23 protein-coding genes, 1 tRNA gene and 2 pseudogenes are annotated in these 24,641 nt (G+C 74.4%); 10 read left to right on the top strand and 16 right to left on the bottom strand.

The features are described from left to right. Positions 1-36 precede the first annotated feature (36 nt). Positions 37-1,032 (top strand): aldo/keto reductase, encoded by a 996-nt coding sequence (locus G1H19_RS11865; protein ID WP_162392153.1) that lies wholly within the window; start codon positions 37-39, stop codon positions 1,030-1,032. Continuing rightward, entirely contained in the window at positions 1,029-2,993 is a 1,965-nt protein-coding gene (locus G1H19_RS11860; RefSeq protein WP_162392154.1) for an AAA family ATPase, read from the top strand. The genes G1H19_RS11865 and G1H19_RS11860 overlap by 4 nt, the downstream gene beginning before the upstream one ends. A 38-nt stretch (positions 2,994-3,031) precedes the next feature. Here G1H19_RS11860 and G1H19_RS11855 read toward each other — a convergent pair whose 3' ends face one another. Then, the gene (locus tag G1H19_RS11855) at positions 3,032-3,793 is read right to left on the bottom strand and encodes a DUF2470 domain-containing protein (RefSeq protein WP_152731100.1); all 762 of its coding nucleotides are present in this window, start codon (positions 3,791-3,793) and stop codon (positions 3,032-3,034) included. 87 nt (positions 3,794-3,880) lie between these two features. Here G1H19_RS11855 and rpsD point away from each other — a divergent pair, with 87 nt between their 5' ends. Continuing rightward, complete coding sequence (gene rpsD, locus G1H19_RS11850; RefSeq protein WP_162392155.1) at positions 3,881-4,483, top strand: 30S ribosomal protein S4; 603 nt, start codon at positions 3,881-3,883, stop codon at positions 4,481-4,483. Here the strand turns inward: rpsD and G1H19_RS11845 are convergent. The 3 genes from G1H19_RS11845 to G1H19_RS11835 are packed head-to-tail and all read right to left on the bottom strand — an operon-like array spanning position 4,471 to position 6,091. Further along, positions 4,471-4,977: a hypothetical protein gene (locus G1H19_RS11845; protein WP_152731098.1), complete on the bottom strand. Its 507-nt coding sequence runs from the start codon at positions 4,975-4,977 to the stop codon at positions 4,471-4,473. The two genes, rpsD and G1H19_RS11845, sit on opposite strands and share 13 nt — an antisense overlap. Before the next feature lie 36 nt (positions 4,978-5,013). Further along, positions 5,014-5,535 (bottom strand): hypothetical protein, encoded by a 522-nt coding sequence (locus G1H19_RS11840; RefSeq protein WP_152731097.1) that lies wholly within the window; start codon positions 5,533-5,535, stop codon positions 5,014-5,016. Positions 5,536-5,584: 49 nt separating this feature from the next. Continuing rightward, positions 5,585-6,091, bottom strand: coding sequence for a hypothetical protein (locus G1H19_RS11835; protein ID WP_152731096.1), 507 nt, complete (start codon positions 6,089-6,091; stop codon positions 5,585-5,587). Between the two features lie 129 nt (positions 6,092-6,220). Here G1H19_RS11835 and G1H19_RS11830 point away from each other — a divergent pair, with 129 nt between their 5' ends. Both G1H19_RS11830 and G1H19_RS11825 read left to right on the top strand, forming a co-directional pair. Next, on the top strand, positions 6,221-7,213 hold the full coding sequence (locus tag G1H19_RS11830; RefSeq protein WP_152731095.1) for a YncE family protein: 993 nt from the start codon (positions 6,221-6,223) through the stop codon (positions 7,211-7,213). Between the two features lie 18 nt (positions 7,214-7,231). After that, complete coding sequence (locus G1H19_RS11825) at positions 7,232-7,798, top strand: dihydrofolate reductase family protein (protein WP_162392156.1); 567 nt, start codon at positions 7,232-7,234, stop codon at positions 7,796-7,798. A gap of 5 nt (positions 7,799-7,803) precedes the next feature. Here G1H19_RS11825 and G1H19_RS11820 read toward each other — a convergent pair whose 3' ends face one another. Further along, positions 7,804-8,055, bottom strand: coding sequence for a hypothetical protein (locus G1H19_RS11820; protein WP_152731094.1), 252 nt, complete (start codon positions 8,053-8,055; stop codon positions 7,804-7,806). 150 nt (positions 8,056-8,205) lie between these two features. On the opposite strand from G1H19_RS11820, the gene G1H19_RS11815 reads away from it, so the two are divergent. Then, on the top strand, positions 8,206-8,412 hold the full coding sequence (locus G1H19_RS11815; protein ID WP_152731093.1) for a DUF5703 family protein: 207 nt from the start codon (positions 8,206-8,208) through the stop codon (positions 8,410-8,412). 10 nt (positions 8,413-8,422) lie between these two features. On the opposite strand, the gene G1H19_RS11810 is transcribed toward G1H19_RS11815, so the two are convergent. The 4 genes from G1H19_RS11810 to G1H19_RS11795 all read right to left on the bottom strand — a co-directional run bounded on the left by G1H19_RS11810 (position 8,423) and on the right by G1H19_RS11795 (position 12,272). Next, entirely contained in the window at positions 8,423-9,379 is a 957-nt protein-coding gene (locus G1H19_RS11810; protein ID WP_152731092.1) for an NADPH:quinone oxidoreductase family protein, read from the bottom strand. Positions 9,380-9,421: 42 nt separating this feature from the next. Further along, positions 9,422-9,925, bottom strand: a complete 504-nt coding sequence (locus G1H19_RS11805) for a hypothetical protein (protein WP_152731091.1) — start codon at positions 9,923-9,925, stop codon at positions 9,422-9,424. A 192-nt stretch (positions 9,926-10,117) separates the two neighbouring features. Further along, positions 10,118-10,924, bottom strand: coding sequence for an SDR family oxidoreductase (locus G1H19_RS11800; protein ID WP_162392158.1), 807 nt, complete (start codon positions 10,922-10,924; stop codon positions 10,118-10,120). Between the two features lie 19 nt (positions 10,925-10,943). Next, positions 10,944-12,272, bottom strand: coding sequence for a M20/M25/M40 family metallo-hydrolase (locus G1H19_RS11795; protein ID WP_152731090.1), 1,329 nt, complete (start codon positions 12,270-12,272; stop codon positions 10,944-10,946). 115 nt (positions 12,273-12,387) lie between these two features. On the opposite strand from G1H19_RS11795, the gene G1H19_RS11790 reads away from it, so the two are divergent. From G1H19_RS11790 to G1H19_RS11775, 4 genes are all read left to right on the top strand, one after another. Further along, a tRNA-Leu gene (locus G1H19_RS11790) sits at positions 12,388-12,475 on the top strand. A gap of 326 nt (positions 12,476-12,801) precedes the next feature. Beyond that, entirely contained in the window at positions 12,802-13,431 is a 630-nt protein-coding gene (locus tag G1H19_RS11785) for a hypothetical protein (protein ID WP_152731089.1), read from the top strand. A 63-nt stretch (positions 13,432-13,494) separates the two neighbouring features. After that, positions 13,495-14,823: a site-specific integrase gene (locus tag G1H19_RS11780; RefSeq protein WP_152731088.1), complete on the top strand. Its 1,329-nt coding sequence runs from the start codon at positions 13,495-13,497 to the stop codon at positions 14,821-14,823. Positions 14,824-15,339: 516 nt separating this feature from the next. Beyond that, entirely contained in the window at positions 15,340-15,930 is a 591-nt protein-coding gene (locus tag G1H19_RS11775; protein ID WP_152731087.1) for a hypothetical protein, read from the top strand. Between the two features lie 38 nt (positions 15,931-15,968). Here G1H19_RS11775 and G1H19_RS11770 read toward each other — a convergent pair whose 3' ends face one another. The 7 genes and pseudogenes from G1H19_RS11770 to G1H19_RS11745 all read right to left on the bottom strand — a co-directional run. After that, positions 15,969-17,180 (bottom strand): Wadjet anti-phage system protein JetD domain-containing protein, encoded by a 1,212-nt coding sequence (locus tag G1H19_RS11770; protein WP_152731086.1) that lies wholly within the window; start codon positions 17,178-17,180, stop codon positions 15,969-15,971. Then, positions 17,177-20,689: an ATP-binding protein gene (locus G1H19_RS11765; protein WP_152731085.1), complete on the bottom strand. Its 3,513-nt coding sequence runs from the start codon at positions 20,687-20,689 to the stop codon at positions 17,177-17,179. The genes G1H19_RS11770 and G1H19_RS11765 overlap by 4 nt, the downstream gene beginning before the upstream one ends. Then, a complete protein-coding gene (locus G1H19_RS11760) occupies positions 20,686-21,315 on the bottom strand; it encodes a DUF4194 domain-containing protein (protein WP_092201325.1) in 630 nt (209 codons plus the stop codon). Before G1H19_RS11760 ends, G1H19_RS11765 begins: the two co-directional genes overlap by 4 nt. A gap of 1 nt (position 21,316) precedes the next feature. Further along, positions 21,317-22,633: pseudogene (locus G1H19_RS23225) on the bottom strand (DUF3375 domain-containing protein); the annotation flags it as partial. Positions 22,634-22,665: 32 nt separating this feature from the next. After that, positions 22,666-22,845 (bottom strand): annotated as a pseudogene (locus G1H19_RS24885) (DUF3375 family protein); the annotation flags it as partial. 162 nt (positions 22,846-23,007) lie between these two features. Beyond that, a complete protein-coding gene (locus G1H19_RS11750; RefSeq protein ID WP_152731084.1) occupies positions 23,008-23,631 on the bottom strand; it encodes a hypothetical protein in 624 nt (207 codons plus the stop codon). 157 nt (positions 23,632-23,788) lie between these two features. Next, positions 23,789-24,641, bottom strand: an 853-nt coding sequence (locus G1H19_RS11745) for a zinc-ribbon domain-containing protein (RefSeq protein WP_163638816.1), incomplete at its 5' end; no start/stop codon positions are given.

Below are 24,641 nucleotides of genomic sequence, written 5' to 3'. Positions count from 1 at the left end.
GGCCCCGCCCCGGGGGCACCGGTAGGTTGACCCCTCGTGGAACAGCGGGCGCTCGGGCGCAGCGGCCTGGTCGTCTCCCGGCTCGCCCTGGGCACCATGACGTGGGGCCGGGACACCGACGAGGACGAGGCGGCGATGCAGCTCACCGCCTTCGTCGACGCCGGCGGCACGCTGGTCGACACCGCCGACGTGTACGTCGACGGGGAGAGCGAGCGCACGCTGGGCCGGCTGCTCAGCGACGTGGTGCCGCGCTCGGACGTGCTGGTGGCCACCAAGGCCGTGGGCCGCACCGGGCCCGGACCGATGGGCCGCGGCGCCTCCCGCGGGCACCTGCTCGCCGCGCTGGACGCATCGCTGGAGCGCCTCGGGGTCGACCACGTCGACCTGTGGCAGCTGCACTCCTGGGACGACGGCACCCCGCTGGAGGAGACGCTGGCCGCCCTGGACGCCGCCGTCGCCGCCGGCAAGGTGCGCTACGTGGGGGTGAGCAACTTCACCGGCTGGCAGACCGCACAGGCGGTCACCTGGCAGCGGTCCTGGCCGGGCCGGGCGCCGGTGGTGAGCACCCAGATGGAGTACTCGCTGCTGCAGCGCGGGGTGGAGCGCGAGGTGGTGCCCGCCGCCGAGGCACTCGGGATCGGGCTGCTGCCGTGGTCGCCGCTGGGCCGGGGGCTGCTCACCGGCAAGTACCGGCACGCGGTGCCGACCGACTCCCGCGGGGCGTCCCCGCAGTGGCAGGGTTTCATCGACGGGCTGCGGTCCTCGACGTCCGACCGGATCGTGGAGGCGGTGATCACCGCCGCGCAGGGGCTGAACACCACCCCGCTGGCGGTGGCGCTGGCCTGGGTGCGCGACCGCCCCGGCGTCGTCGCGCCGGTCGTGGGTGCCCGCACGGCCGCGCAGCTGCAGGCGTCGCTGGAGGCGGAGTCGCTGCGGCTGCCCCGGGCGATCCAGACCGCCCTGGACGACGTCTCCTCCCCGCACACCTCCTACCCCGAGCGGCGGCCGCTGCCGATGGCCCCCCAGCCGTGAGCACCCCGACCGCCACCGGCACCGCCCCCGACCCGGTCTTCGCGGCGTTCTGCGCGGCCGGGCTCTGGCCCGGGCTGGGCAAGCGCTCGGCGGCCGAGCTGCCCGGGGTGGGCATCACCTCCCCCGAGCACGTGTCGGCCGACCGGCTGCTCAAGCTGCCGCGGGTGGGCCGGCAGCGCGCCGAGCGGCTGTTCTCCTCGTTCCTGGCCGCCCAGCCCACCTACGACGTCGTGGAGCTGCTGGTGGGCGCCGGGCTCGCGGCCAAGCTGGCCTCCTCGGCGGCCACCGCCCTGGGCCCGGACGCCGCGCGCCGGCTGCGGGACGACCCGTGGGCGCTGCTGGGGCTCACCGGCGTCACCATCGCCGACGCCGACCGGCTGGCCATCGCGGTGCTGCCCGGCGCCGACCGGCAGGACAGCCGGCGCGGGCGGGCCGTGGTGTCGATGACGCTGCGCACCGCCACCCGGGACGGGCACACCGTGCTGCCGGTCGACCTCGTGGTGGCCGCGCTGCGCGCGGAGGGCATCGAGGACCCGGCCGCCGCGGTGCTGGCCGCGGTGGAGAGCGGCGACGTGCTGGAGCACGAACCCCCGTTCACCGAACCCGACGACGACGCCGACGAGCTGCCCGAGCCGGACCCGGCACTGAGGACACTGTCGCTGTCCCGGTACGGGATGGCCGAGGAGGCGGTGGCCGAGAACGTGGCCCGGCTGGCCGCCACCAGCGAGCGGATCGCCGACCCGGCGTCGGTGCGCTCGGTGGCCAAGGGCCTGGACCCCGCGCAGCAGGCCGCCGTCGCCCAGGTGCTGGGCGCCGGGGTGTCGCTGCTCACCGGCGGGCCCGGCACCGGCAAGAGCCGCACCGTGGCCTCGGTGGTGAAACTGCTGCAGGCACGCGGCACCGACGTGGCGCTGGCCGCGCCCACCGGGCGGGCGGCCAAGCGGCTGGAGGAGCTCACCGACCACCCGGCGGTGACCGTGCACCGGCTGCTCGGCGCGCAGGGCACCACCGGTGGCTTCGCCCGCAACGAGGAGTGGCCGCTGGACGCCGACGTCGTCGTGGTGGACGAGGCCTCCATGCTGGACGTGGAGCTGACCGCGGCACTGCTGGAGGCGTGCTCGGACGGCACCCACCTGCTGCTGGTCGGCGACCCGGCGCAGCTGCCCTCGATCGGGCCCGGGCACGTGCTGGGCGACCTGATCGACTCCGGCGTCGTCCCGGTGACCGAGCTGACCACGCTGCACCGGCAGGCCGCCGGTGGCGCGATCGCCCGGCTGGCCACCGGGGTGCGGGCCGGTGAGCTGCCCGCGGTCGACTCCCCCGACCGGGAGGTGGTGATCGTGCCGGCCACCGGCAGCGCGGAGGCCGCGAAGCGGGTGGTGCAGCTGATCACCGACTCCATCCCCCGGGCCCTGGGCATCGACCCGGGCTCGGTGCAGGTGGTGACCCCGGTGCACCGCGGGCCGGCCGGCACCATCGAGCTGAACAAGGCGCTCAAGGCCGCACTGAACCCCGGTGACGGCACGGTGTTCGGTTTCGACGTGGGCGACCGGGTGGTGGCCACGGCCAACCACCTGGACCTGGAGCCGATCGGGTTCGCCAACGGCGAGGTGGGCGTGGTCACCGGCACCGGCGACGGGGCGCTGGACATCGCGTTCGCGTCCGGGCCCGTCAAGGTCACCGGCTCGGCACTGTCGGACCTCAAGCACGGTTGGGCGATCACCGTGCACCGCGCGCAGGGCTCGGAGTGGGCCGGGGTCGTCGTCGTCCTGCCGCCGGAGGCCGGCGGCATGCTGTCCCGGCCGCTGGTCTACACCGCGCTCACCCGCGCGCAGAAGCACCTGTCGATCGTGCACGCCAGTGGTGCCGCACTGGCCCGCGCGGTGCGCGAGGTCGACGTGCGCCCCCGGCGGACCCGGCTGGCCCAGCTGCTCGCCGAGTCCGTGGAGGGCCAGGCCTAGGGGCCCGCGGAGCGTGTCGTGGGGAGGGGCGAGGTCCGTCAGCAGCGGCGGGCGGCGCACAGCAGCCGGGCCATCGCCGGCTTCAACTCCTGCACGTCGGCGACCGGTGCCGGGAACGGCAGCCGGACGTCGGTGTGACCGCGCGGGCGCTCGATGCGCAGCCGCAGGCCCCAGCGGTCCAGCCCCAGCGGCCGCACGACGTCGCCGTCGGTCAGCCAGTCGCCGGGGATGCGGGAGCGGAACAGGGCCAGCTGGTCGGGGTGGTCGGCGTCCAGGTGCTGCAGGCAGCCGGCCTCGACGGCCACCAGCGGGTCGGGCACCGCGGCGGCGAACTCCTCGGGCGTGATCTCCGCGGTGTGCCCGTCCTCGCCCAGCACCACCTCGGCGAGGTCCAGGCGCAGCAGGGTCGCCGTCCGGCCGACGTCGAGCAGCGCCCCGGCCGGGTACGCGTCGGCGAAGGCCAGCAGCGCCTCCTGCTGCGTGGCCGGGTGCAGCGGCGCCAGCCAGCCGGACAGCCACAGCTGGGCCCGCACCGGGTCGCGCAGGGTGACCGGGGCGTGGTCGGTGACCATGAGCAGCGCGGCCAGGTCGCCGTCGGCGGAGCCGAGCACCGCCTGGGCGAGCTCGCCGTCGGTGGGCACGACGAGCAGCACCCGGCCGTCGGCGGTGGTGGTGTGCGCCAGCACGCGCGAGCCGGAGATGCCCGCGGCGCAGACGGCGGCCGAGGGTCGGCGGGACACGGTGCGGGCCCGCTCGGCTGCGGTGGGGCGGACGGCCGGGGGGACGACGGAGCGGGTCATGTGCTGCACCTCGGGGCTGTGGGACCTGGTGACCGGATGGGTAAGGTGAGCCTAACCAAAGAGTCGGTCGAGCAACAGAGGAGCTCCGTGAACACCTCACGCCCCAAGGTCCGCCGCAGCCGGGCCCTCGGGATCCCGCTGACGCCCAAGTGCGTGGCGTACTTCGAGAAGCGTCCCTACCCGCCGGGCGAGCACGGCCGCAAGCGCCGGACGGCGAGCGACTACTCGACCCGCCTGATGGAGAAGCAGCGACTGCGCGCGCAGTACGACATCAGCGAGACCCAGCTGCGGCGCGCCTTCGACCGGGCCCGGCGCAGCGGCGGCAAGACCGGCGAGGCCCTGGTGCAGGACCTGGAGGCGCGGCTGGACGCCACCGTGCTGCGCGCCGGCTTCGCCCGCACGATCTACCAGGCCCGCCAGACGGTGACCCACCAGCACGTCACGGTGAACGGGCGCCGGGTCGACCGGCCCTCCTACCGGCTCGTGCCCGGGGACGTCGTGGCGATCGCCGACCGCAGCCGGCGCAAGGAGCCCTTCCTGGTGGCGGCGTCCGGTGCGCACGCGGCGGCGCCGTCCTACCTGACGGTGTCGCTGGCCGACCTGGTGTGCCGGGTCGACCGGGTGCCGGCCCGGGAGGAGGTGCCGGTGGTCTGCCAGGAGCAGCTCGTCGTGGAGCACTACTCCCGCTGAACGGTGCCGGGCGGGTCGGTGTTCAACCGGACCGCCCGGCGCAGCACCCGGCGGCGGCGCCAGCCCCACCCGAGGCCCCCGACGAGGTAGATCATCGTCCAGGAGAACAGCGGCCCGAGGTCGTCGTCCAGCACCGAGCGGACCACGTGCACGGCGAAGGCGACGTAGAACGCGGCGCAGCCCACGAGCAGCAGGAGCAGGCCGGGGCGCCGGCGCAGGTCGGCCGGCAGCCGCATCGCGGCCAGCTGGCGGTGCGCCCAGTCGGCCGCGGCGGCGCGCTCGGCGGGGTCGCTCAGCGCAGTGCCGGCCGCCAGCGCGTGCTCCACCCGGGCCACCTGCGCGCTGCTGATCCCGTAGCGGGCCGAGGCGTCGGCGAACTCGTCCCGGTCGCGGCCGGGCCGCAGCCGCCCCCACGCCGGGCGCCGGGCGACCCAGACCGACAGCAGCGGCAGCCCCAGCAGGATCAGCAGCACGGCTGCCCACCCGACGCTCACCCGGTGATCATGCCCCCGGGACGGTGGGCGCGCTGGTCAGGTGCCCGGCTGGGCCCGCCGCCCGCGGACCTCGATCGACGGCGGGCCGGCGTTGAGCAGCACCGCGCGGCGCGGGGCCCGGCCCGACTGGACCACCAGCGCGACGACCACGGTCCCGGTCACCACGCCGTACCAGTTGAAACCGGCCAGGCCGCTCTCGACCACGGCGACGACGGCCCGGCCCAGCACCAGCAGCACCCAGGCACCGAGCAGCGCCAGCAGCAGGCGGCGGCGCAGCGGGTGCTCGCGGGCGCGCTGCCGGGTGTCGGCGATCAGCCCCTGCGCCCAGTCGACGGCGGCGGCCCGCTCGACCGGGTCGGCCAGCTCCCGGCCCCAGGCGACGGCGGACTCGACCCGCGCGGTCTGCGTGGGGGTCAACCGGTGCCGGCGGACGACGTCGCCGTACAGGTCCCGGTCCTGGCGCAGGCGCAACCGGCCCCAGAACGGCCGACCGCCCAGCCAGAACGCCAGCAGGGGCAGGCCCACCAGCAGCACCGCGAGGGTGAGGACAGCGGTCACGACCCGATCATCCGCCGAGACGGCGCCGGGCGCTCGTCACGGCCCGCGGTCAGGCAGCGACGGGCTGGCGGACCTCGACGTCGGAGTTGTTGCGGACGACGCGGCGCAGGGTGGCCCGGTGGTGCAGGGTCAGTGCGGCGAACAGCGCGTACCAGGCCAGCGGGAAGACCGGGACGTCCTCCACGTGCGAGTGGGCGACGACGTAGACGGTGCCGACGAGCATCGCCGCGCCCCAGAGCACCAGGGCCACGCGCAGCGCCCGGTGGGCGACCGGGCGGCGGCGGGCGCGAGCGGCGTCCCGGTCGATGGTGGCCTGCGCCCAGCCGACGACGGCGGCGCGCTCGGCCGGGTCGTCCAGCCGGCGGCCGCTGCTCATGGCTCGGCGCACGTTGGCCTGCTGGGCCGGGGTGAGCGAGCAGCCCTGCACGGCCTCGCTGCAGGCGCCGGCCTGGTCGCGGGTGAGCACGCGCAGCGCCATCGAGCGCCCGCCGACCCACCACCCGAGCAGCGGGAGGCCGAGCGAGACGAGACACATCGTCATCATCGCGACCATCATGGAGCCAGCATGCACGACAGGATCGCCCACGACCATCATCCGATCGGGGTGACCGGCGCCACACCGCTGCGACGGGGGTGGTCCCGCCGTCCGCGGCGACGGGGATGGGCGACGGGGATGATCGCCCTCATGCGACGACGCCGGGCCGCCGCCCTCCCCCTGCTGCTCGTCCTCGCGGTCACCGCGTGCTCGGCGTCCGACGACGGCCCCGGGCGTCCCGGTGCCGCGGAGCCCGGCCGCTCCCCCGAGCTGACCACCGACCCCGCCGGCACCGTCGTCGACCTGGACCCGGACGCCGAGGGCATGGTGTTCGACCCGGTCACCGGGCTGCTGGCGGTGGCGGTGCGCGACCCGGACCGGCTGGTGCTGGCCGACGGCGCGACCGGTGCCGTCGTCCGCGAGGTGCCGTTGCCCGGCCATGCGCGACACCTGCAGCTGGCCGCCCCCGGCGGGCCGGTGCTGGTGCCCGCGGAGGACTCGGACACGCTGGTGACGGTGGCGCTGCCGGACGGCGCGACCACCAGCGTGCCGGTCGGTGAGTACCCGCACGACGCGGCGCAGGTGGCCAGCGGTCAGGTGCTGGTCGCCGACGAGCTGGGCGGCACGCTGTCGGTGGTCACCGACGGTGCGGTGACGCAGACCTTCGACTCCCAGACCCAGCCCGGGGGCATCGCCGTGGTGGGCGACCTGGCCGGTGTGGTGGACGTCGCCGCCTTCACCCTGACCTCCTACGACGTGCCCGGCGGCGAGCTGGGCCGGGTGGTGGACGCCGGGGAGGGCCCCACCCACGTGGTGGCCGACGGCCGGGGCCGGTTCGTGGTGGCCGACACCCGCGGGAACGCGCTGCTGGTCTTCCGGGCGGACACGCTGCGCCAGGAGCAGCAGCTGGACCTGCCGGGCACCCCGTACGGCCTGGCGTACGACGGCACGGGGCAGGTGCTGTGGGTGACGCTGACCGCTCGCAACGAGGTGGTGGGCCTCGCCACCGACGGCGACCAGCTCACCGAGGTGGCCCGCTTCCCGACCGTCCGGCAGCCGAACACGGTGGCCGTGGACCCCGGCACCGGCCGGGTGTTCGTCGGCAGCCGGGCCACCGGCCAGCTGCAGCTCATCGACCCCTGATCCACCTGGAGACAGCTCGTGCGCACGCTGATCGTCTCGGAGTTCGTCACCCTCGACGGCGTCGTGGAGGCCCCCGGCGGGGAGCCCACCCACCCGCACACCGGCTGGGCCGGGCCGCACGTGAGCGGCGAGCTGTTCCAGTACAAGCTGGAGGAGGTGCTGGACGCCGGCTCCCTGCTGCTCGGGCGCACCACCTACGAGAGCTTCGCCGGGGCCTGGCCCGCCCGGGAGGGCGAGTTCGCCGACCGGATCAACGGCATGCCCAAGCACGTGGTCACCTCCCGGCCCGGGCTGCGCTGGCAGGCCACGGCGATCGGCGGGGACGTGCCGGCGGCGGTGCGCGAGATCAAGGCCGGCGACGGCGACCCGGTGCTGGTCAACGGCAGCGCCACCCTGGTGCGCACCCTGCTGGCCCACGACCTGGTCGACGAGCTGCGGCTGATGGTGTTCCCGGTCGCGGTGGGCGGCGGGCTGCGGCTGTTCGGCGAGGAGCGGCACCGCACCGACGTCGAGCTCACCGAGCTGACCCGGTACCCCTCCGGCGTGACCCTGCAGGTCTACCGCGTGGTGCTGCCGGAGGGGTGAGCCGGTCAGTCGCGGTGGTCGTCGTCGTCCAGCGGGACGGCGGCCATCTGCTCCAGGACGTCGTACTCGTCGGCCTCCGCGGGCAGCGAGACCGGGCGGGCGCCGTCGGAGGGGACGACGGTGAGCTGCTGCTCCACGGCGTCGGCGACGGGGACGTCGTCGGCGGGCGGAGCGGTCCGGGCGTGCGTGCCGGGGCCGTCGGGCTGGACGGCGGCGACCTGCTCGGCGCGGTCGGCGTCGGTGGCCGGGTCGGTCATCGGTGCTCCTCTCGTCGTGCGTGGCCGGGCGCGGGTGCCCCGGCACGCTCGCTCGCCTGCCCGCCGGCGGCGCCCCCGACACCCGGCCCGGCCGGTGAGCTGGGCGACGCTCAGGTGACCGGGAGGCGTCCAGCAGGCACAATCGGGGCCGTGACAGGAACCGGGAGCGAGTACGAGTACGCACCGCTGCGCATCCCGTCCGGCACGTCCCGGTCGGCCGCGGCGACGATGATGGCGCTGCAGTCCGACGTCGGGGGCTGGGAGCTGGCCCACCTGGCGCTGCACGCCGACGGCACCCGCAAGGTGGTCATGCGCCGCCGGATGCGGCTGTCCTACCTCCCGGGTCCCGTCGTCTGACGCTGGGGCACTACGGGACGAGGACGACCTTGCCGACGGTGCTGCGGTCGGCCAGCGCGGTGAGCGCCTCCGGGGCCTGGTCCAGCGGCAGGGCCTGGCTGACCAGGGGCTGGATCGCGCCCTCGGCATAGAGCCGCATCAGGTCCTCGTGCACGGTGCCGATCCGGGCCGGGTCCTTGGTGCGGTACAGGCCCCAGTGCAGGCCCAACACGCTGTAGTTCTTGACCAGCAGGTGGTTGGCCGGGGCCTGCGGGATGGTGCCGCTGGTGAAGCCGACCACGACGATCCGGCCCTCGAAGGCGATGCACTTGCGGGACTTGTCGAACACCTCGCCGCCGACCGGGTCGTAGACCACGTCGGCGCCGCGGCCGCCGGTGAGGTCCTTGACCGCGGCCACGAAGTCGTCGGCGGTGTAGTCGACGACGTGGTCGGCGCCGAGCTCGGTGCACACCTCGGTCTTGCGCGGGCCGCCGGCGGTGGCGATCACGGTCGCCCCGGCGGCCTTGCCCAGCTGGATGGCGGCCGAGCCGACCCCGCCCGCGCCGGCGTGCACCAGCAGCACCTCACCGGCCTGCAGCCCGGCCCGCCGGTGCAGGCCGACGTGCCCGGTCTGGTAGGTCAGGTACAGCGCCGCGGCCTGCTCGTCGGGCATCTCGTCCGGCACCGGCCAGGCGTTGTCGGCGTCCATCAGGGCGTACTCGGCGAAGGCGCCCGGCCCGCCGGACGGGCCGCCGATCACCCGCTGGCCGGTGTCCACGACCTCACCGCACAGCTCGACACCGGGCACGTAGGGCAGCGGTGGGCGCTCCTGGTACATGCCGTGCGCCATCAGGACGTCGGGGAAGTTCAGCGCCGCCGCCCGCACCTTGACCAGCAGCTGGCCCTCGCCGGCCACGGGCTGCTCGATGTCGTCGAGCCTGAGGACGTCCGCCGGGTTCCCGAGTTCGTGGACTCGCCATGCACGCATGTGCCCGACCTTGCCAGACGCCCGGTGACCGGCGTCACCGGGTCAGCCGGCCGGATCGCTGTCCTGCCGTGCGGCCAGGTGCGACTCCGCGCGCCGCAGGTCCCACCGCGCTCGGGTGCGCACGATCAGCGGCATCAGCCAGATCATCACGATCCCCATCCCCGCGTACGTCGCCCCCACGACGAGGCCGTCGGCCGGGGCCGCGCGGCCCTGGAGCAGGAAGACCACCACCATCAGGGCGCCGAAGGAGACGGCGGTGCCCAGGCTGATCACCAGGTGCCGGAGGTCCCGCAGGCGCCAGCCGTCCGGCGCGGCCAGCTCGGCGCGGAGCAGCTCGACGACGGCCCGGCGGACCACCGGGTCCTCCGGCGGCCGGAAGCGCCCGCGGGCCTGCCGCACGGCCTCCATCTGCAGCGGGGTCAGCCCGTGCTCCCGGCGGAACGTGCCCTCGGGATCCGGGTCGCGGGGGGACCGGTCCCGCCCGACCCACCACACCAGCAGGGTGCCGCCACCGACGACCAGCAGGACGGTCAGCGCGATCAGCACCTGCCGATCATGTGCCGCGCCGGGCGTCCCCGCAGGTCGTACCGGCAAGCGCCGGTCGCCGAGCCCGTCCGGCAGGACGGGCCTGGCGCGTGCAGCATCTGGGCCTGCTCGTCCTCCGGGTGCCGGGCGAGCACCTGCTAGGTGACGTCCGCGAACACCCCGTCGACGACGCCCACCGACACGCCGTCCGGGTCAGCCGGGGAAGGGGTTGAGCGCGTCGGGCACCAGCGCGCGCTCCCCGGAGCTGGTCTTGGCCGAGGGCACGCCCTTGAACTGGTAGCGCACGACGCCCACGCCGGCCTGCACGATGTAGGCGGCCCCGGGCTCCCCGGAGGTCCAGGCCGCGACCATGGCCTGGGCGACCTCGTCGGCGGTGAGCACCGGGAACTGCGCGCCGGTGAAGGCGTCGCGCAGCGGGTCGATGATGGCGGTGTCGGCGAACCCGGGGCAGACCGTGGTGATGGTGATGCCCTCCGCGGCCAGCACCGGCGCGGCCGAGCGCACGTAGGCCACCGCTCCGGCCTTGGCCACGCTGTACGCCGGGTCGGTGGGCATCGGGGTGAGCCCGGCCAGCGACGCGGTGACCACGATGGAGCCCCCGCCGGCGCGGCGCAGCGCGGGCCGGGCGGCGTCGGCGCCGTAGACCACGCCGTGCAGGTCGATGGCGACCACGCGCAGGTACTCCTCGACGTCGAGGGCGTCGACCTTCCCGCTGCCGGCGATCCCGGCGTTGAGGTAGACGGCGTCCAGCCGGCCGAACTCGGCCTCGACGTCGGCAACGACGCGCTGGTTGGCCGCGTGGTCGGTGACGTCGAGGACGGCGAACCCGGCTCCGAGGTCGGTGGCGGTGGCGCGGGCGCGCTCGGAGTCGAGGTCGGCGAGCACGACGCGGACGTCGGCGTCGCGCAGCCGGGCGGCGAGGGCCCGGCCGAAGCCGCCCGTCCCCCCGGTGATGAGTGCTACGGAACCTGCGGCGGGCACGGCAGTGGGCTCGGTCACGCCCCGATCAGATCACGGGTCAGGCGGCCCTCAGGAACCGGTCCAGCACCCGGATGCCGAACTGCAGCGACTCGACGGGCACCCGCTCGTCGATGCCGTGGAAGAGGCCGGCGAAGTCCAGGTCGGCGGGCAGCCGAAGCGGGGAGAAGCCGAAGCAGCGCATGCCGAGGGTCTCGAAGCTCTTGGCGTCGGTACCGCCGCTCATGGTGAACGGGACCGGGCGGGCGCCGTCGTCCTCGGCCTTGAGGGCGGTGACCATCTGGTCGACCAGCGGGCCGTCGAAGGTGGTCTCCACGGCCTGGTCGTGCGTGATCCACTCCCGCTGGATCCCCTCCCCGATCAGCGAGGCGAGCTGGCTCTCGAACGCCTCCTCCTGGCCGTAGAGGAAGCGACCGTCGATGGTGGCGGTGGCGGTGCCGGGGATGACGTTGGCCTTGTAGCCGGCGTCGACCATGGTGGGGTTGACGGTGTTGCGCAGCGCGGCACCGATCATGCGGCTGATCGACCCCAGGCGGCTCAGCGCCTCCTCGGGGTGGTCGGCGTCGATCTCGATGCCGTAGGCGTCGCTGACCGCGTCCAGGAACTGGCGCATCGGCGGCGTGAGCACGGTGGGCAGCCGGGCGGAGCCGATCCGGGCGACGGCCTCGCAGAGCCGGGTGACGGCGTTGTCGTCGTGCACGAAGGAGCCGTGCCCGGGCTTGCCGGTGGCGGTGAGCCGCATCCAGGCCAGGCCCTTCTCGGCGGTCTGCACGAGGTACAGGCGCAGGTCGTCGCGGACGGTGATGCTGAACCCGCCGACCTCGCTGATCGCCTCGGTGCAGCCCTCGAACAGGTCGGCGTGCTCGTCGACCATGAAGTGCGCGCCGTACGTCCCGCCGGCCTCCTCGTCGGCGACGTAGGCGAGCACGATGTCCCGCTCGGGTCGCACGCCGGTGCGGGCCCAGTCGCGGACGAGCGCGAGGGTCATCGCGTCCATGTCCTTCATGTCGACGGCGCCCCGGCCCCACACGTAGCCGTCGCGCTGCTCACCGGAGAACGGGTGCACGCTCCACTCGGCGGCGTCGGCCGGGACGACGTCCAGGTGGCCGTGCACCAGCAGGGCCGGCCGGGAGCGGTCGCGGCCCTCGATCCGGGCGACCAGGCTGGCCCGGCCGGGCTCGCTCTCGTGGATGACGCTGGAGATGCCGACCTCGTCGAGCTTGCCGGCCACCCACTCCGCGGCCTGCCGCTCCCCCGCGCTCGTCGAGGTGTCACCGGTGTTGGTGGTGTCGATGCGGATGAGGTCGGACAGCAGGTCCGCGACCTCGCTCTGGGCGCCGGCGAGGGGCTGCGGGGTGTTCTCGGCCATGCGACGATCCTGCCACCGGCCCCGGACACCGGCCCGCCCGCGAGCCCCTGCCAGGAGGGACCGCAACGCTCTGTATGCTCTTCCACGGCCCACGACGCGTGCGTGCGGCCCACCTGTCCGGGTGGCGGAATGGCAGACGCGCTAGCTTGAGGTGCTAGTGCCCTTTATCGGGCGTGGGGGTTCAAGTCCCCCCTCGGACACCATGGAGTGGGAGTTCTCCCACCTTCCAAGCCCAGAGCCGGGCTCTCCCCGGCCGGAACGCACGGTCCCCTCTCGGACCGATGCGGCCACCATCTCCCCCGCGGCGACACCCGGAATGGGTGAATCTGACGCCGCTGCCCTGCGCGCCGTGCTGGCGACTGCCGATCGTCGGGACCTCAGCACCGGTCTGCGCATGCCCAACGCAGCTCCCCCGCTCCCGCCGATGGCGCGCGTCCGCACTGCGGCGGCGCCGACTCCGATTCCCGCGCGTGCCACGTCGCCCGTCACCGCCGTAGCCACACCCGCGGCCGCTCCCGCGCTGTCCGGGGTGCCCGCCTCGTGGGCCGGGGTCGGCCCGCTTCTGGCCGCTGTTGGCGAGCGGGCGCCGGCCGACGCGCTGCGGCTGGCCACCGGTACCGGCGGCGATGCCGGCACCGGGCCGGCGGTGGACCTCTCCGGGATGTGGGTGCGGCCGGCCGACCCGGCCGCACCCCGCAGCAACGCGCTCATCCGCATGCTCGACGCCAAGGGCCGGCTCATGCTGCCGCTCACGCTGGCTGCGGCGGCTCCCGCGCCGGCCGAGCGCGACGGGGCGGTGCTCACCGTGTTCCTGCCCGGCAGCGCCGAGCGCCCGCGGCCGGGCTTCGCCGTCGCCGCCCTTCCGCTGGATGCTCGCGGCCGGCTGACCTTGACCGCCGCGGTCCGGCGTGAGGCCGGCATCCCCGACGGCGCCGACGTCCTGGCCGTCCTCGACACCGACCGCGGCGTCATCACCGTGACCGCCGCCAGCCGGCTGTCGGCCGGCATCGGCGACCTGCTCGACGGGCTTCGTCGCCCCGCGGCCACCGCGTCCGCCTCCCCCGGGGACGAGCAGTTCGGTGCTGACGGCGTCGCGCCGGCCGCCTCGGCCCCGGCCGCTGCCGGCGACGCCGGCGGGCGACTGCGCATCGTCCGCTGACCCGCACCGTCCCTTCACGTCCGCGGCACGACCGGTGCCGCCGCCACGACTGGAGAACTCCGCATGACCACCATTCCCACCCCCGCGACGCGCTCGGACGACGCCGTGCACGAGGCCACCCGCGACGCCATGCGCGCGACCCTGCTCGCGCAGGGCTTCGACGCGTCCGTCGTCGAGACGATGCTCCCGGCCCAGGCCCAGCTCTACCGAGTGCGGCAGGCGGTCGCCGAGGCGACCACCGCCCTGCGCCAGGACCTGCCCGACAGCGAGAAGACCTGGGCGCCCTACCTGCGGCTGCTCGTCGACGGGCTGCCCGACGTGTGCCCGTGCCCCTGCCCGGCGTGCGCGACCGGGCCGTGCCCCTGCCCCGGCGGTGACGACGGACACGCCGAGGTGTGCGCGATGCCCGACGGCGAGCTGCACGGCGACTGCGCCGACCGCTACCTCGGCGTGCCTGACCTGGCGGTCAAGGAGATGACCCGCGGCGTCATCGCCGAGGCCGCCTGGTGGGCCCAGCGCCGCGGACTGAAGCGCACCGTCGCCCGCAACGTCAAGCGCGAGGCAGCCGGCCGGAACCTGCTGCACAGCGACGGTCGCGGGGCCCGCGAGCAGTTCATCCAGGCGACCCGGTGGATGGTCACGTGGCTGGTCGACGAGGAGAAAGCCGCCACCAACCCGGCGCTGAAGGTCAAGCTGCCGCCCCGACAGGAGGCCGGAGCGCGCTCGCTGACCGACCAGGAGTTCGTCGAGGTCTACGGCACCGCCGTCAGCACCGGCCAGGACCCCGCGCTCGACGGGCTCATCCTGCGGCACCTGCTCATCCAGGCCGTCCGCCGCGGTGCGCTGCTGGACACGACCTGCGGCGGGCTCGACGTCGAGGGCTGCCGCATCCGCTACTGGGACAAGAAGAAGAAGACCTGGCGGTACCGGCCCACCACCAGCACGCACATGGCCGACCTGGTCATCCACTCGCTCACCCGCGGACCCCGTGTCGCCGCGCCGCCGGACGCCTCCGAGGAGGACCGCCGGCACGGCATCCCCGCACTGACGGGGTCCTCCCCCGTCTTCTACGGCCGGCCCGTCGACACCTTCGACGAGCACGGCTACTTCGTCTCGCGCACGGTCCGGCCCATCTCGCGCAAGCGCATCGAGGGGCTGTTCGCCCGGGTCCGTCGCCACCTGCCGTGGACGGAGCGCGTCGAGCTCCGCTGCCACGACATCCGCCACACCAGCGGACGCATGGTGTTCAAGGCGGCCGACCAGCAGGCCGCCAAGCTCCACCTGGCGCACGACGGGGGCAGTTCCACCGACCACTACCTCAAGGAGCGCCTGGACGAGCTGGCCAAGCTGAAGCAGCAGCTCTTCGAGCGCCCGCTGCACGACGAGCAGTAGCCCACCTCCGTCGCGGGCCCACCGGTACCCCGGTGGGCCCGCGGTGGTTCTCGGCCAGTCTGCGGCACGCGATGGACCCGCGGACCCCACTCACGACACCGGCGTCCTGCACAAGGTCAGCGGCATCAGCGGCATCAGCGGCATCAGCGGCATCAGCGGCGGAAGCCTGCTGGCCGCACTGTGGGCCTACGGCCCCGCGCGGTTCGATGAGTTCGACGAGCACGTCATGGCGCTCCTGCGGCGGGGCCTGCAGTTGCAGCTCGCCACAGGAACCCTGTCTCCTGCGCGCCTCGCCCGCAGGGCCGGCGACCTCGTCGCGGCCGCCGGTCCCGGCGGCCGCGAACGGGCCAGCCGGAATCGCACCGATGTGCTCGCCGCCGCGCTCGCCGACCGCGCCTTCGGCGACAGGCACCTGCCCGACGTCACCCACCCCGGGCTGGCCACGGTGCTCTCGGCCACCGACCTGATCACCGGCCGGGCGCGGTCCGCTTCGGCAGCGACGTCAGTGCCAGCTGGATGTACGGGCGCATCGTGGAGCCCATCCGGGTGGCGGAGGCCGTCGCGGCCAGCGCCGCCTTCCCGCTGCTCCTGCCGGCGGTGCAGAGGACGTACACCTTCGAGTGCCGCGGCCGGACACAGCGCCAGCGGGTCGCCCTGACCGACGGGGGTGTCTACGACAACCTAGGGCTGTCCGTGCTCGAGTCCGGGCGCGATCGGGCGTTCACCGACCACGTGTACCCGGTCGACTACGTGATCGCGTCCGACGCCGGCCGCCAGGAGCCGGGCGAATCCAACGCTCGGGTGCTGCCGTTCCGGCTCATGCGCAGCTTCGACATCACCTACCGCGGGACCCAGGACGGCACCCGGGCGCGGCTGCACAACTCCGCAGGCCCCGGGCAGTTCCGGGGCGTAGTCCACGCCTACCTCGGCCAGAAGGACGACAAGCTGCCGATGGCCGCCCCTGGGCTGGTGCCGCTGGAGCGCGTGAACGGATACCCCACGAACTTCAAGGCGATGAAGGACGAGGACCTCGGCGCCGTCACCACCCGCGGGGAGCAGCTGACACGCCTACTGCTCCACCACTACACCCCGGCCCTGCTCGGCTGAGGCGCGGGCCGCCAGGAGTCCTCGACACCTCCCGGCGCCTACGACATCAGCGCGGACGTGACCAGATCGAAGCGGACGAACTCCTGCTCCAGCCGGACGCCGACGCCGTGCGTGCCCACGCACAACGCGGCGTACACCTCCGCCTCGGTCGCCGTCAGGTGGGGCAGCGGATCGGTCCGCGGTGCGGCTTCGGTCGACCAGTACGGCCGGTGAGCCAGTAGCGTCGCTGTGTCCATCAGGACGCTGGTGGCGTGCGGCGCGACCGCGCGGACCCGGGCGAGGATCACGTACCCGTGGGTGTCGATGTCGCCCCAGTAGCGGACGGCGACCTCGGTCCGCCACGGCAGTGCCGCGAGCAGCTCGTCCGCGCCGTAGCCGGCTCCCCACAGGATGAGCCGGCCGGCGCCGGTGGGGGCGGTGAGGAACGACGTCTTGTTCTCCAAGACGAGCAGCTCGGTGATGCCGCAGTTGGCCGGGTTCAACGCGGCGAGGGCGGCCACGTCCCACTCGACGTCGGCGGTGCCGTCGACGGGGACGCCGAGCGCGGCAGCGGCGCCGCGGACCCGTGCGCGGCGGGCCGGTTCAACGAAGCCGTACCGGGCGGCGAACCCGCGCGCGGCCGGCTCGACCGCCTCGGCGGGTAGGAGGGCGTCGAGGAGGCGGCTGAGCAGCCTGGTGTTCCGCTCCAGGACCTTCGTGTGCACCCCGGCGACAGGGATCTGCCGCGGGTAGATGCCGGGCCGGGGATGGTCGCGGATCCAGCCGGCGAGCTGCAGCAGCAGCGGCCAGTCGCCGGCGGCTCCGAGCACGTCGTGCGGGCGGCCCAGTGCCAGATCCCGCGCCGCTGGGTCGAGGGCGTTGGCCGCCTGCAGCGCGGCCGCGAAGCGGGCGGCGTCACCGGCGCGGTCGCGGCCGAGCAGCCGCAGCGCCAGCTCCGGGGTGTCGACGACTCCGGCGTACGGCATCGGCTGGGTGCCGAGCCCGCCGGCGCGCACCGGCCTGACCTCGAGCGTCCAGCCGTCGCGGGCGGCGGCGTCACGCAGCCCGCGGGCCCAGGTGGTGGCCTCGGCGTACCGGTCGGCCAGCTCCGTGCGGCCGGGCCCGGGCAGCCGCACGCGCAGCGGGAACACGCGCCGGTCCGCGGGGTCGGTGTGCAGCTCCCGCAGCACGTCGCCGCGGTCCCACCGGACGCGCAGGGCCTCGCGGACGGTGCTCGGCCCGGCCCAGCCAGCGGTACGCGCAGGGCTCACCAGGAGCCGCCGGCCGCGGCCACCGCATCGTCGCCACCGTCCGGCGTCCCGTCGACTGCGGGGTCGACCTCGCTCTCGTTGGCGTCCGCGGGCGGCAGGACGGTGACCGCGCGCTCGGCGAGGCGCTGACCCGCGCGGCGGGCCCGCTGCTCCTGGTACTCGGTGATGGTCATGGTGACCAGCCGGCTGCGCGGGTCGTCGTTGCGGACGTAGCCGACCGCGTCGACGAACGGCGCGATGGTGTTAATCTTCTGCAGCGGGGTGACGACGAGCAGCTGCAGCCCCAGGCGGGTGAACAGCTCCAACCCGAAGCGGGTCGACTCGTCCGAACCGCGGCCGAACGCCTCGTCGATCATCACGAAGCGGAACGCGGAGACGTTGCCGCCGGCGAGGCCGTACTGGTAGGAGAGCGACGCGGCCAGGATGGTGTAGGCGAGCTTCTCCTTCTGCCCGCCGGACTTGCCGCCGGAGTCGGTGTAGTGCTCCAGCGGGGCGTCCTCCTCGCGGGTCCGCTCGGAGGCGGCGAAGGAGAACCAGATGCGGACGTCGGTGACCCGCGCGGTCCACCGCTCGTCGGCGGCGGCGTTGCCCTCGCGGCCCTGGAAGCGGTCGAGCAGCTCCTTGACCAAGAGGAACCGGGACTCGGCGTAGGTGTCGTCGTCGCCGAGGAGGGTGTTGGCGGTGATGTCGCGCAGCTGCTGACGGAACTCACGCACCTCCAGGTCGGCGCTGCGCTCCACCTCAAGCCGGATGTACGTGCCAGGCCGGTAGTCGATCTCGGCCAGGGCCCCGTTGATCGTGTCGATGCGCGCGGTGATCTTGCCGGCCTCGCGGTCGAGGAAGTTGCTGAACCCGACCAGCTCGTGGATGGCGTTGGTCTCCAGCTGCTCGCGGAACTGCTGCTCGTAGCTGGGCAGGTCGTCGGTGGCCAGCCGGTCCCGGATGGCCAGGTACTCGCCCCGGGATTCCGGGTCGCTGGGGATGTCGACGACCATCTGCGGCCAGGAGTGCGCGAAATCCTTCATCGCGTTGGTCAGGTCCCGGCCGGCGCGCTCCCGGGTGGCCGACGCCGACGCGGCGCGTGCGCGCAGCGCCTCGGTGACCTTCTGCCCCCAGGCGTCGCAGTCGGTCGCTTTGGCAGGCGGGACGCCGGCCTGCCGCAGGGCGTCGGCGAGCGCTGCCGTCGCCTCCTCGGACAGCTCCGGCTCTGGCATGGCAGCCAGCGCCCGCTCGGCGGCGTCGTGTGCGGTGCGGTGCTGCTCGAGCCGCTCCGTGGCAGCGCCCAGGGCCCGGTCCAGCCGGGACAACTCGTTGCCCAGCGTGCTGATCTGCTGCTCGCAGTCGGCGTGCTGGTCCAGCAGCTCGGCGATGTCCGGGCGGGAGGCGAGCTTCTCGTGCAGTTCGCGGGCGGCGGCAGCGCCCTGCACCGCGGTGGTGACGTCCACGGTGGAAGGGTCGGTGAACCGCTCGGTGAGCTGGCGAACGGCGTACTCCCGGTCGCCGTTGCCGCTCCGCTCCTTGCCGACGGCCTCCTGTGCGCGCTCGGCCTCCTCGACGGCGCGCTGAGCGCCCGGGATGGCCGCGGTCAGGTGCGCACGCCGGGCGGCGGTGTCCCACCCGAGCACGTAGTGGCGGCGGTCGTCGGCGCGCCGGCGGTCGTCCTTCTCGTGCCGGGCGTTGTCCTTGACCTGCCCGGCGCGGGTGACCGCCCGGGTGTGCCCGCTCAGCTCGGTCGCGTCGTTGACGCACACGTGGTCGAAGCGGCGGTTGATCTCGGCGCGCAGCCATGCGCTCACCGGGGTGCCGGGGCGGATGTGGAGGTGCGCAGCCATCGTTCCGGCGCGGGGCGCGCCGGGCGCGGCCACCACGTTGGGCACGCGGAAGTACACCAGCCGGCGGCCGAGGTGCTCGCGGTCGACCCAGGCGGCGACGCGGGCGTAGTGCTCCTCGGGCACGAGCAGGGACAGCGCGAACGGGCGGACGAGGCGTTCGGCCGCCGGCTCCCACTCGGCCGACTCCGGGGCCACGGCGATGAGCTCGGCCGCGAACGGCAGGGTGTCGGCGGCCAGTCCGAGCGCCTCGGCGATGCGGCCGCGCAGCCGGGCGTCGTCAAGGGGGACGTTGCTGTCGCGGCTGCCGGCCGCGGCGAGCTCCTCGCGCAGGGTCCGCAGCTCCTCGCGGGCGCCGGCCAGCTTCGACTGAGCCTCGAAGTCACGCTTGCGCAGATCCCGCTCCGCGGCGGCGAGCCGGGCGGCGACGTCCTTGACAGCGGTGAGGAACCGCGGGTGGTCGGCGGTGCGCTCCGGGGCAGAGACGCCGGCCTGGGCGGCCAGGGCGACGAGCTCGACGTGCGCGCGGCGGACGTCACCGAGCCGCGTCTCGGCGGCCTCCATGCGCAGCCGAGCCTCGGTGAGCTCCGCGCCACCGCCGGCCTGCAGGGCGAGGGCCAGCTGCGTGCGCCGGGTCTCCTGACCGGTCAACTCGCTCCGCTTGGCCTTGACCGCGGCCTCGCGGGCGGGCATCTGCCCGGCCAGCTCGGCGATCGCGGCGGCGAGCAGGGTGACCCGGTGCTGCTCGACGCGGGCCGGAACGGCGGCAGCGGCTTCGGTGCTGGCCTGGGTGCGGGCCACGGCGCGGTCGTAGGCGGCGGCCGCTTCGGCGACCGGTGTGAGCGCGTCCAGCTGTCGGCGGGCGGTCTGAACCAGCTCATGCGCGCGGGTGAGGTCGCTGTAGTGGTCGAGGACCTTGCCGATGCGCTCACGGGCGTCGACGGCGTCGAGCATGTGCGCGCGGACGAAGTCGGTGAGGTTGCCGACGGACTTCATCGACACCGTCTGCACCAGCAGGTCCAGCGCGGCGGGGCTGATGCCGAGGTGCCGGCACAGGGAGCGCTGGTAGTTGCGGAAGTTGTCGTCGAACAGGTCGCCGCCAGCCGCGCGCAGCGCCGCCCGGACTGCTCTCGTGTCGCCGTGGCCGGCCAGGTGCTCGGCGATGTCCAGCGCGGCCGGGGCGGTGAAGTACAGGCGGTGCACCACACCGGTGGCCTCGAACCAGAACACCGCGCCCGCGGAGAGGGTGCCGGTCGGCCCGGGCAGCCCGGTGAAGCGGGCCAGCAGCACGCTGTAGGCGCTCTTGCGCTCCCGCAGTGACTGAGGGCGGGTGCTGCCGGTGGCCTCGTCGTAGACGTTGCTGTAGTGGCCCAGCACATAGGTGGCCAGCGTCCGCTCGCTGCGGTCGGCCCCGGCGGCCCGGTTGTAGGTGACCTTGTGCGCGGAGGCGAACAGCGTCGTCAGACCGTCGACGATGGTCGACTTGCCGGCGCCGACGTTGCCGGTGAGCAGCGCGTTGCTGCCATCGACGTCGAGGCGCGCGACGGTGGTATCGAAGGTGCCCCAGTTGAGCATCTGGAACTGCTCGAGGCGCACGCCGTGGCGGCCGGGCACCTCCAGCGGCAGGAACCCTTCGTCCGGCGCCAGGGAGACCGGCGGACGGGCGGGCGTGGCACTCATGCCGGCGCTCCTTCGGTGGCCGCGGCGGCCTGGGCGTCCGCGTCGTCAGGCATGGGGTCTGGGGCGTGGTCGGCGGCGTTCTCGCCGGACGGGATTAGCTGTAGCAGCCGGTCGCCGAACTCGGCGATCCAGTCGGCCGTGACCAGCGCCTTGATGATTCGGCGGACCTCGAACACGTCGGTCTCGCCCCGCAGCCGCCGCAGGTAGCCGAGGTTGACCAGCGCGGTGATGTCGTAGGCGATCTTCTCGTCGCTGGTGCCGTCGCGGTGGTAGAGCCGCATCGACTCGACCATCTCCTCGGTGGTCACGATCAGGCGGGGCGTGTCGCCGTCGGACTCGGCGGTGGCCAGCTGCTGGCGCAGCAGGATCAGGAGCACGGTCGCGGTGAAGGTCAGCGCGTGCCGGCGGACCAGGCGGGGCATGCCCTCGGGCAGCTCGTCGAGCTGGCGGAGGTAGGCGTAGTTCTCGACGTCGTCGACGACCAGCCGCATGCCCAGAACTTCCAGGTGCTCGCGTAGCTGCGGCCCCAGCGAGGTGATGGACGTCCAGACGGCCGGGACGTCCTCGGCGTGAACCGGCCCGCGGAGCAGGTGGGCCAGGGCGATGGACAGTTCGGGGGCGGCCATCTCAGCGGCTCTCCTGCTCGGCGGTGCGCGGCTGCGGCGTCGACGCGCGATCGGGGGTGCTCGGCACCGGCGACCGCGGAGCGTCGCCGAAGAGGACGAGGGGGACGTCGGCCTGCCGGCGGCGACCGTCGGGATCGGTCCAGCCGATGCGTTCACGGTGGTCCGGGAACACCAGGCCGCCGTCGTCGGAGACCTGCAGGTACCCGACGAGCTCGGCCAGGCCCTCGGTGAGCGGATGGGCGCGGACGACCTGGCCGAGGGTGGCCTGGCCCCCGTGCGCGGCGACGGTGCTGCCGACCGCGGCGCGCAGGGCATCGAGGTCGATGTGACTGATGTCGAGCAGGTCGGCGAGGGCATCGTCGCCGCCGGGGTCGACGCCGGGATCCTCGGCGGCGGTCGACTCCAGACGGGTCTCGGTCCGCGGCGTGTACAGCGGCCGCTCGAGCGGCAGGGCGAACTCGGCGCGCAGGCCGGCCAGGTCGCTGCCCAGACCGCGAACGTCGCCGTCGTGCGCGGCCAGCGCCGCCGCGAGGGTGCCGCGGATGACCTCGTGGATGCGACGGCCTTCGCTCCAGGAGCGTTCGTCGAGGAAGCGACGCAGCTGTGCCGACAGCGAGGCGACGGTGCGCTGGGTGGCCTCGGCGGCGACGAACAGCTCCTCGCGCAGCAGCTGGGTGACCTGTTCCCCGGCGCCGGTCAGCGCCGGCACCGAGCGCACCGCAGCCAGGAGCTCGGCCAGCTCGTCCTGCTGGGCGGCCGAGAGCATGTGCTCCCAGAACGCCCGCCAGGAGCGACCCTGATCGGACGCGCCGATCTCGGCGGTAGTGCCGAACACCGTCTTGAGGAACTCCCCGCGCGGCCCGTCCCAAGTGGTGGCGCGCCGGCGGACGTCGCGGTCGAGTGCGCGGAAGTTCTCCTCCACCTCGCGCAGGTCGGCCAGCAGCTCCCGGGCGGTGGTGACCGCCTGCGCGTACCGCTCCCTGATGGCGGTGTCGTCCAGGCCGGTGTCGGCGCCGCTGCGTATGGCCTCGATCTGCGCGTCGATCTCGGCCCGCTGCCGCTCCAGCGCGCCCAGCCGCACCTCGGGGTCCGTGGCCGCACCGGCGGTGATCTGCCGGAGCAGGTCGCGGACGGTGAGCAGCCGGCTCGCCGTGCCGAGGAACTCCCGGCGGCCCAGCGAGCGGACGAACGCCGCGGCCGTCTCCACCGCCGAGGTCGGCGCGTAGTGGGCGACGTCGCTGCCCGTCGGGTAGAACCGGCGCAGCCAGCCGTTGCGGGCGTCGGCCCAGTCCGCCAGGTACGCCTCGGCGGCCTTCGGGTACGCGGCCGTGTCGCGCCACGCAACGGGTGCAGGTGGTCCTCGAGCGCCTCGGTGAGCTCCGGGCCCGGCAGCTGACGCACGTTCGGGGTGAGGAACACGCGGTCGAGGAAGCCGATCACGAGCGGCGCGTTGTCGGCCACGAGCAGCTTCCACGCGGAGTGGTTGCGGCGTTGCGCGAGCAGGTCGTCGTGCTGCTGCACCACGTCCATGCCGTTCCCCGTCCCCGTCTCGTCGGGCGCCCCCGCACCCGGTGTGTCTGCGTAGTGTGTCGTCACCCTGTGACGGAACCGACACGCCGTCGGCCGCCGGTCCCGCAAATGGTGCGCATGCCACGCCACGGGGCAGTCATCTGAGCTGCAGTGCGCCTCGCGTCAGACGTCGCCTTGCGACTGGGTCGCAGCCAGCTCCCTCATCCACCGCACGTCCACCGTGATCCCGGCACTGAGGTCCGCAGCCTCGGCTGCGGTCAGCTGGTCCGGGTTGCTGCCGGTCAGCAGCGCGTCGGCGGCGGTGTTCAGCAGTCGGGCGGCCCGGGTCATTGCGGCGGGCGGGACGAGGACTGCGGCGGAATCGTCCGCGGGGGTGTCGGGGACGAAGATCCCGACGTCGAACAGCAGCCCCAGGCACTCGTCGCTGCGGTCGTGATCCTCGCCGGCGGCGAGGATGCGGGCCGACGTGGCGAGGCCACGTAGGAGGCGGCCGAGCCCGGTCCGGTCGAGGGAGACGGTGCGGCGCAGGGCGCGCAGGTTGGCGCCGGGATGCTCGTCGACGAGCTGCACCGCCATCTCTCGGGCGAGCTGACGCAGCAGGTCGGTGGTCAGGTAGCCACGGGCGGTCTGCTCGCTGACGCCCATCTGCGCGGCGACGCTGCGGACGCGCTCGCGCAGCAAGTCAGCGAGCGGTTCCCGGCGGGCCGTGAGGCCGAGCTCCGCCAGCTCGTTCACCATGATGTCGACGTGCTGGTCGATCCAGGTCTGCCGCGCCAGCGCACTCACCTTGCCTTCCTCGCGCCGGCCGTCTGCCGGCGATCTCCGTCGTCAGCGTGCCGCGGTAGGACCATTTCGCCGTCGCGTGTGCGGGCCGGCTGCCTCCAAGAGGGGAGGCGGGAGCGCCACCGACGGCCTTCCGCAGCCCGTCGCCCGGAAGCGTTGCTCACCACAGGGTCGGGTCGCTGCCGAGCTCCGCTGCAGTGCGGGCGGCTCGGCGGCGCAGCTCCGCCAGCCGGGTTTCCGCGTCCACGTTGCCGAGGGGACGGCCGTGCCGTCGGTAGACGGCGGCCTCGTGGACGGCGAGCAGGTCGGGGCGCAACGCGGCGATGCGGTCCAGGACGGCGGCGGCGACGAGGTGGATCGGGTCCTCTTCGCTGCAGGTCACATCGGCGGCGGTGATGGGCGCCAGGGGCGCCTCCCGGACCCGGATGACGGTGTACCCGGCCTCGGTCAACCGAGCGGTCTTGACCCGGTCCCGGCGCTCCATGTCCTCCCCGGCGTGCCAGTAGCTGCCGTCATACTCGACAACCAGGCGACGCTCCCGGTCGAGGATGTCCGCCTCGAGGGCCCGACTCCCGGGCATCACAATGCGCCGCGCTTCGACGTCCAGCCCGGGTAGAGCGGCGGCCAGCTCGGCGGCCAGCCGGACCTCCCGGATGGAGACGGCGACCAACGCGCACGCTGGGCAGCCACGGCCCTTGAGCCGGTTGGCGCCGGACGCGGCCCAACGGTGGTCGGGTGCGACCGGGCAGGCCCACCACAGCTTGCGGTTGGTGCCCGCGACGACCTGCTCGGGGGTCAGGCCGTCGTTGGCGTCGACGTCGAACTGCGCGGCCAGCTCCGGGAACCGGGCGAGGCTGTTGGTCACTGAGACCTGCAGTCCCGCGCAGGCCGGGCAGCCGGAGCCGATGCGCACCCGGCTGTCGCCGGATGCCTGCCAGCGGTGGTCGGGCGCGACTGGACACGTCCACCAGAGCTTCTCGGGAGTGCCGGCAACGATCTGGTCGGGAGTGCGT

It is taken from the genome of Goekera deserti, assembly GCF_010685995.1.
Taxonomy (GTDB): domain Bacteria; phylum Actinomycetota; class Actinomycetes; order Mycobacteriales; family Geodermatophilaceae; genus Goekera; species Goekera deserti.
Note: the sequence above shows the minus strand (reverse complement) of the source record. Positions and strands in the feature narration are given on the sequence as shown.